Here is a 7,225-nt window from a genome sequence, read left to right as displayed (position 1 = left end):
GATATCTGCTCGCAGCGTTGCAGGATATTCAGGCACAGTACAGTTATATCTCGATCGAATCGATGCGGGAAGTCGCAAGTTATCTTGGTGTTCCCGAAAGCCGGGTATTTGGCGTTGCCACGTTCTATAAGGCCCTGAGCCTTGTTCCCCAGGGTAAGAAAGTCATCAAGGTCTGTAATGGGACGGCGTGCCACCTTCGCGGTGCGCCCGGCCTTGTCGGTACACTCGAGAAATCACTCGGCATCAAGGCTGGTGAGACGACTCCCGACGGGATCTTCACCATCCAGACAGTGAACTGCCTGGGCGCATGTGCAATGGCGCCTGTTATCATGATCAACGAGCGGGTCTATGGAAAGGTGACCATCTCCCAGATCCCGGAGATCCTCAAGGAGGAGAGGAAAGATGCACTTCGCAACGATTAAAGACCTTGATGACTATCGGGCCGGCCTTGTCGCCGGAGAGTCCGACATCCCCCGTATCTGGGTCTGTGCAGGTCCGGGATGCCTTGCGAACGGGAGCATGAACATCTACAACGCCATCCTCGCCTATGTGGATGAGAAGGGTTTGAAAGTTGATGTGGACCTGAAGGCAGAGGCAACCGGTTGCCAGGGCTTCTGCGAGCGCGGGCCTCTTGTCATCCTCCGTCTGAAGAAGGGAGGGGACGAGGTCCTGTACCAGCATGTCCGGGAGAAGGACGTCCCCGAGATCATGGAGAGGACCGTCCTTACCGGTGAACTTGTACAGAGACTTCTGTATCGTGACCCTGCGAAGAAACAGACTATATCTTCGCCGGATGGGATCCCGTTCTACTCCCGCCAGAGGCATGTCGTCCTCAAAAACCTCGGTCGGATCAACCCCCTCTCTCTCGACGATGCGATCCTTGCCGGCGGCTATGCCGGGCTTGCAAAGGCGCTTGCCATGGGACCGGAGGGGGTCGTGAAGGTCGTGAAGGACTCGGGGCTCCGCGGCCGCGGCGGTGGCGGTTTCCCGACAGGGGTGAAGTGGGAGTCTGCAGCCGTCGTAGAGGCCCCACAGAAATTCGTCGTCGTGAACGGCGACGAAGGTGACCCCGGCGCCTTCATGGACCGTGCCGTCATGGAGGGTGACCCCCATACCATGCTTGAGGGTCTTGCCATTGGCGGTTATGCTGTCGGCGCCACGCGGGGCATCATCTATGTGCGGAACGAGTACCCGCTCGCCGTCGAGCACCTCCGCCTCGCCATCGAAGAGGCGCGGGAGGTCGGCCTCCTCGGGAAAAACATTCTCGGCAGCGGGTTCGACTTCGACATCGAGATCTTCCGGGGCGGCGGTGCCTTTGTCTGCGGTGAGTCCACGGCCCTGATGACCTCGATCGAGGGGCGTGCCGGCGTGCCGCGGGTGAAGTACATCCGCTCCACGGAGAAGGGCCTCTGGGACGCCCCTGCCGTTCTCAACAATGTTGAGACATGGGCGAACATCCCGCAGATCGTCCTCAAGGGGGCCGACTGGTTCAAGAGCATGGGCACGCCGAAGAGCACAGGCACGAAGGTCTTCTCCCTTGTCGGCAAGGTGAAGAACTCCGGCCTCGTCGAGGTCCCGATGGGGACGACCCTCCGCACCATGATCTTCGATATCGGCGGCGGTGTCACCAATGACCGTGAGTTCAAGGCGGTGCAGACCGGTGGCCCCTCAGGCGGTTGTCTCCCTGCGAGCGAACTCGACCGTCCTGTTGACTTTGACCAGCTTAAGGCTGCGGGGTCGATGATGGGGTCTGGCGGCATGATCGTCATGGACGACCACACCTGCATGGTGAATGTCGCCCAGTACTTCGTCGACTTCCTGGTCGAGGAGTCGTGCGGCAAGTGCACGCCCTGCCGCGAGGGCCTGAAGGCGATGCAGACCCTCCTCCACGGCCTCACCTCGGGGAAGGCGCGGGCCAGGGACACCGCCCTCCTGAAAGGGATCGCGGAGAATGTGCGGGACACCGCCCTCTGCGGCCTCGGGAAGACCGCGGCAAACCCTGTCCTCTCGACGATGCACTGGTTCCCCGAGGAATACGAAGAACACGAGAAGGAGGGGTTCTGCCGTGCGGGTGTTTGCAGCGGCCTCTATGCACTGGAAGTTGACCCGGAGGTCTGTACGGGTTGTACGCTCTGCGAGAAGGTCTGTCCTGTTGGTGCAGCTTCCGGTGAGAAGAAACGGCCTCATCTCATTGACAAAAAGACCTGCATCACCTGCGGTTCGTGCCTGGATGCATGCCGTTTCAGGGCGATCAAGGTCGTTCGGAGGAGTGAGTAATCATGATTGAAGTGACAATCGACGGGAAGAAGATAGAGGTCGAGAAGGGGACGACCGCCCTCGAAGCGGCGGAGGCCCTTGGAATTGAGATCCCGACACTCTGTTATCATCCCGGTCTGCCAGCCGATGGCAACTGCCGCCTCTGCCAGGTAGAGGTCATCGACAGGGGGAGGAAGAGCCTTGCTATCTCATGCATGTACCCGATCAGAGGCCCTGTCGAGATCTTCACCGACACTGAGGACGTGCGGCGGGCACGTAAGTTCGTCATCCAACTCCTCATCGCCCGCTCACCGCAGTCGCCGGTCCTCCAGAAACTTGCGGAGGAGTACGGCGTTGATGTTCCTGACGAGCGCTTCGTGCAGAAAGGCGAGGTCGACCTCTGCATCAGGTGCGGCAGGTGTGTCCGGGCCTGTGCCGAACTCGGCAATGAGTGCATCGACTTCGTCTCCCGCGGCTGGGAGAAGGAGGTGAACACCCCCTTCAATGAACCTTCGAAGACCTGTATCGGCTGCGGTTCATGTGCCGAGGTCTGCCCGACCGGTGCGATCGTGGTCACCGAGAAGGACGGAACACGGACGATCTGGGACCGCACCTTCAGACTTGTTGCCTGTGATGCCTGCGGCACACCCTTTGCGACAGAAGAGCAACTTGAAGCGGCGAAGCCTGAGTTCGAGCAGACAGACACAAGGGTCCTCTGCCCCAGGTGCCGCAAGATCGCAGAGGCCCGCACCATCGTCCTTCTCGACGGAGCGCAGGGGGGGCATGTGTGATAGGTTAATGTCTCCCCCTATCACATTTCCATAACTAAAACACTTCATATTAACAAAAACAACATAATTTATCATTAAAAATTAAATTTTTCTTTAGATAATCGACGGCCATTATAGAAATATTTAAATTGAGTCGCCCTCAATTGTCGTTCGTAGGAGTGTATTACAGTGGAGAAAATCGAAAGTTTGCTGCTGATCACCCCCGAAAGGTGTATTGGTTGCGGAACCTGCGAACTGGCATGCTCTATCGGGCATGTAGGCGAATTTAAGCCGACCGCCTCGAACATCTCCGTCCTCAGGTTTGAGGCAGGGGTAAATGTGCCGATGACCTGCCTGCAGTGCGACAAACCTGCCTGTGTCGCAGCCTGCAAGACCAGCGCTCTTCACAAGGACGCTGAAACCGGTCTTGTCGGTATCGACGGCGCCAGGTGCATCGGGTGCCGGATGTGTGTGATGGCCTGTCCCTTCGGCAACATCTCGTACAACGCTGCTGCAAAGCAGACCATGAAATGTGATCAGTGCGGGGGTGCGCCGATGTGCGCCGAGTTCTGCCCGGCAAAGGCGATCGAGTACCTGCCCGCCGACACCGCAAATGTTCAGAGGAAGAAAGCGTTCGCCGCAAAACTTGCTGCGGGTCTCTCGGAGGTGAATGTCTGATGTATGGATGGACTGGGACTGTACTCCGTATCAACCTGACCGAGGGAAAGGTCACAAAGGAGTCCCTGAAAAAGGACGCCGCCGAGAACTACATCGGTGGCCGTGGCCTTGGCGAGAAGTACTTCATGGACGAGGTCGACCCGAAGGTGGACGCCCTCTCCCCGGCGAATAAACTCATCTTTGCGACCGGACCCCTGACAGGGACGATGGGCATCTCGACAGGGCGCTACGACGTCGTTGCCAAGGGCCCGCTGAACAACACCCTTGCCTCCTCAAACTCAGGCGGCTACTTCGGTCCGATGATCAAGTACGCCGGTTACGACCTGATCATCTTCGAGGGAAAGGCTGCAAAACCGGTCTACGTCTGGATCAACAACGATCACGTCGAACTCCGCGATGCCTCCGCGCTCTGGGGGAAGACGGTCTACGAGACCGACGACGCCGTGAAGGCCGAGACCGACCCTGACGCAGAGATCGCCTGCATCGGCCCTGCCGGCGAAAATCTCGTCCTTTTCGCCTGTATCATGAATGACAAGCACCGTGCCGCCGGCAGGACCGGTATCGGTGCGGTGATGGGTTCGAAGAACCTGAAGGCCATCGCCGTCCGCGGCACAGGCGGTATCCGGGTCGCCGACAGAGAAGGCTTCCTTAACGCCGTCCGCGCTGCACGGAAGAAGATCAGTGACAACCCGGTCACTTCCCAGGGCCTGCCGACCTTCGGTTCCAACATCCTTGTCAATATCATCAACGAGTCCGGCGCTCTCCCGGTGAAAAACTGGCGCGAGTCTTACGACCCCGATGCCGACAGGATCTCCGGCGAGACTCTCACCAAGAACCACCTCCTCCACAACAAGGGCTGTGCATCCTGTGTGATTGGCTGTGGCCGTGTTGCCAAGGCAAAGGGCAGGTTCAATGAGATCGGTGAGGGGCCCGAGTACGAGTCCGCCTGGTGCTTCGGCTCTGACTGCGGCATCCATGATATGGATGCTGTCCTGAAGGCAAACTTCCTCTGCAACGAACTAGGGCTGGACACCATCTCCGTGGGTTCAACGATTGCCTGTGCGATGGAACTCGTCGACATCGGTGCTCTCGACCCCGAGAAGACCGGGTATGACCTCAAGTTCGGCAATGCCGATGCAATGGTCGCACTGACCCGTGCCACTGCCTACCGCGATGGCTTTGGAGATGAGATCGCCGGGGGATCGTACCGCCTTGCCACGAAGTACGGCCACCCCGAACTCTCGATGACCGTGAAGAAGCAGGAAATGCCCGCGTACGACCCGCGTGCGATTCAGGGGATTGGCCTGGAGTACGCCACCTCGAACCGCGGTGGCTGCCATGTGCGGGGCTACACCATCTCACCGGAGATCCTCGGCCTGCCCATGAAGATGGACCCCTCAGTCACCGAAGGGAAGCCCGAGATCCTCAAGGTCTTCCAGGACCTCACCGGTGCCCTCTCAGCCTCAGGTACCTGTCTCTTCGCCTCCTTTGCGATCGGCGCCGACGAGATCGCTGCCGAGCTGAAGGCGGCGACAGGTATCGACTACACCACCGAGAAGGTCATGGCGATCGGCGAGCGTATCTACAACCTCGAGCGGATGTTCATCGTGCAGAACGGCTATTCAGGCAAGGACGACATCCTCCCGCCGCGGCTCCTCAACGACCCGATCCCGGCAGGACCTGCAAAGGGCGGGGTCAACCATCTCCCTGAAATGCTCCCGCACTACTACGAGATCCGCGGCTGGGACGCAGACGGTATCCCGAAAAAAGAGAAACTGGAAGAGCTTGGCCTGGCCGATCTGGCCTGAACCCCTCTTTTTTTTCTCTGCTATCTTGTGTCTTTCCCGTCTTTTTCTCACATCGATTCTTTGTAAATCGCGATGACATCTTCTTTGGTCGCCTTCCGCGGGTTGGTGAGGTTGCAGATGTCCTTCATGGCATTTTCTGCCAGGGTCGGGATGTCGGCCTCCTTTGCGCCGAGTTGCTTCACGCCCGGCGGGATGCCGATGTCGGCGGAAAGTCTCCTGATCGCGTCGATGGCTTTGTTCGCCGCTTCGATGGTGGAGAGACCTTCGACATTCTCCCCGAGGGCCTTTGCGATCTCGACGAAGCGCTCGGGTGCGGCGATGAGGTTGAACTTCTCGACGTGCGGCAGGAGGATGGCGTTGCAGACGCCGTGCGGCAGGTTGTAGAAGCCGCCGAGCTGGTGGGCCATTGCGTGGACGTAGCCGAGGCTTGCATTGTTGAAGGCAATGCCGGCGAGGTACTCGGCGTGGGCCATCATGTCGCGGGCGACCATGTCGTCACCGTTGGCGACGGCCGGCCTGAGGTATTTTGAAATGATCTCTATCGCCTTGATAGCGGCGGCGTCCGTGGTCGGTGTGGCGATGGTGGAGACATAGGCCTCGACTGCATGAGTGAGGGCGTCCATGCCGGTGGCGGCGGTGAGTGCGGGCGGCATGCTCTTCATCAGTTCGGGGTCGTTGATCGCGACCTTCGGGGTCATCTTCCAGTCGACGAGGGCCATCTTGACGTGCCGGCGGGTGTCGGTGATGACGGCGAAGTTTGTCATCTCCGAGGCGGTTCCGGCGGTCGTGTTGACAGCGATCAGGGGTGGCAGAGGCTTCTTGACCTTGCCGGCGCCTTCGTAGTCATAGATCTGCCCCCCACCGGAGACGATGATCCCGATCCCCTTTGCACAGTCTATCGGAGACCCGCCGCCAGCGGCAACGATCATGTCACAGCCTTCTTTTTTGTAGGTCTCGGCGCCTTTGTGAACGGCGTTGTCAGTCGGGTTCGGTTCGGCACCGGGATAGACGACATAATTAACACCGGCCCCCTTGAGAAGGGCCCCGATATCTTCCGCGAGTTCTTTGCCGTGCTTCCCGATCCCGCAGACAATGAATGCTTTTTTTGCCCCGAGCATATTCGCCCAGGTCCCGATATCTTTCACCGCTCCAGCGCCCATGAGGGCGACAGGCGGGTTCAGAAAGGTGGATGTCATCTCTTTTCCCCCCTCACAGGCACCCCCAGGGTGCCCTGCGATTGGTGACCCAATGTCTTTGACGATATATTATTTTGTTGGTCGGCCGGCATTTTCGTGTGATTCCCCCAACACGCATTTGCATAAATGTATTGATGGGAAATATGACGCACATGATGGCACGATCTATACCGGGCAGTATTTTTGCGCGCCATTCGTACCCGGCGCCCTCGGTATATAATGAGAATTTTCCCGGTTCGATGACCTGCGTAGAAAAGAGGTGATGGAGGTCTTTACCTGAAGTAAACGCCTACGTCCCGCATCTTGCTGAAACGCGCGATGTTAATGACGAGCGGCGTGATCGCCTCGACGTACGGGGATACGGCGAGCGGCCCTGCGTCCAGTGCTTTCAGTTTTGAGATCGAGTTGACAAGTTCCATGACAACCGCCTTTGCGTCGGCATGATCCGAGCAGACGCAGACAGTGTAGTCGAGAGGTTCGGAGAGTTTCTGCCACTTGCCTGCCGGGATGTTGTTGA

6 protein-coding genes and 1 pseudogene are annotated in these 7,225 nt (G+C 58.8%); 5 read left to right on the top strand and 2 right to left on the bottom strand.

Annotation, left to right across the window (positions count from 1 at the left end; all coding sequences use genetic code 11):
- The 5 genes from nuoE to Q0520_RS02340 all read left to right on the top strand — a co-directional run.
- Window positions 1-422, top strand: a 422-nt coding sequence (nuoE, locus tag Q0520_RS02360; RefSeq protein WP_298666061.1) for an NADH-quinone oxidoreductase subunit NuoE, incomplete at its 5' end; no start/stop codon positions are given.
- Window positions 403-2,277, top strand: coding sequence for an NADH-ubiquinone oxidoreductase-F iron-sulfur binding region domain-containing protein (locus tag Q0520_RS02355; protein WP_298666059.1), 1,875 nt, complete (start codon window positions 403-405; stop codon window positions 2,275-2,277). The genes nuoE and Q0520_RS02355, both read left to right, overlap by 20 nt.
- Window positions 2,278-2,279: 2 nt before the next feature.
- Window positions 2,280-3,047 carry a 2Fe-2S iron-sulfur cluster-binding protein gene (locus tag Q0520_RS02350; protein ID WP_298666056.1) on the top strand — a complete coding sequence of 256 codons (768 nt, stop codon included), beginning with the start codon at window positions 2,280-2,282 and terminating at the stop codon, window positions 3,045-3,047.
- A 168-nt stretch (window positions 3,048-3,215) separates the two neighbouring features.
- Window positions 3,216-3,704, top strand: a complete 489-nt coding sequence (locus Q0520_RS02345; RefSeq protein WP_298666053.1) for a 4Fe-4S dicluster domain-containing protein — start codon at window positions 3,216-3,218, stop codon at window positions 3,702-3,704.
- A complete protein-coding gene (locus tag Q0520_RS02340) occupies window positions 3,704-5,512 on the top strand; it encodes an aldehyde ferredoxin oxidoreductase family protein (RefSeq protein ID WP_298666051.1) in 1,809 nt (602 codons plus the stop codon). The genes Q0520_RS02345 and Q0520_RS02340 overlap by 1 nt, the downstream gene beginning before the upstream one ends.
- Window positions 5,513-5,559: 47 nt before the next feature.
- On the opposite strand, the gene Q0520_RS02335 is transcribed toward Q0520_RS02340, so the two are convergent.
- On the bottom strand, window positions 5,560-6,708 hold the full coding sequence (locus Q0520_RS02335) for an iron-containing alcohol dehydrogenase (RefSeq protein WP_298666048.1): 1,149 nt from the start codon (window positions 6,706-6,708) through the stop codon (window positions 5,560-5,562).
- Window positions 6,709-6,980: 272 nt separating this feature from the next.
- Window positions 6,981-7,225: pseudogene (locus tag Q0520_RS02330) on the bottom strand (NADPH-dependent F420 reductase); the annotation flags it as partial.

The sequence above is a fragment of the uncultured Methanofollis sp. genome, from assembly GCF_937919355.1.
Classification (GTDB): domain Archaea; phylum Halobacteriota; class Methanomicrobia; order Methanomicrobiales; family Methanofollaceae; genus Methanofollis.
This window is presented reverse-complemented; position numbering and strand designations above follow the sequence as displayed.

Bases quoted from the DNA above. Each gene is read 5' to 3' on its own strand.
- Q0520_RS02355 (WP_298666059.1), top strand. From the start codon at position 403: ATGCACTTCGCAACGATTAAAGACCTTGATGACTATCGGGCCGGCCTT.
- Q0520_RS02350 (WP_298666056.1), top strand. From the start codon at position 2,280: ATGATTGAAGTGACAATCGACGGGAAGAAGATAGAGGTCGAGAAGGGG.
- Q0520_RS02340 (WP_298666051.1), top strand. From the start codon at position 3,704: ATGTATGGATGGACTGGGACTGTACTCCGTATCAACCTGACCGAGGGA.
- Q0520_RS02335 (WP_298666048.1), bottom strand. From the start codon at position 6,708: ATGACATCCACCTTTCTGAACCCGCCTGTCGCCCTCATGGGCGCTGGA.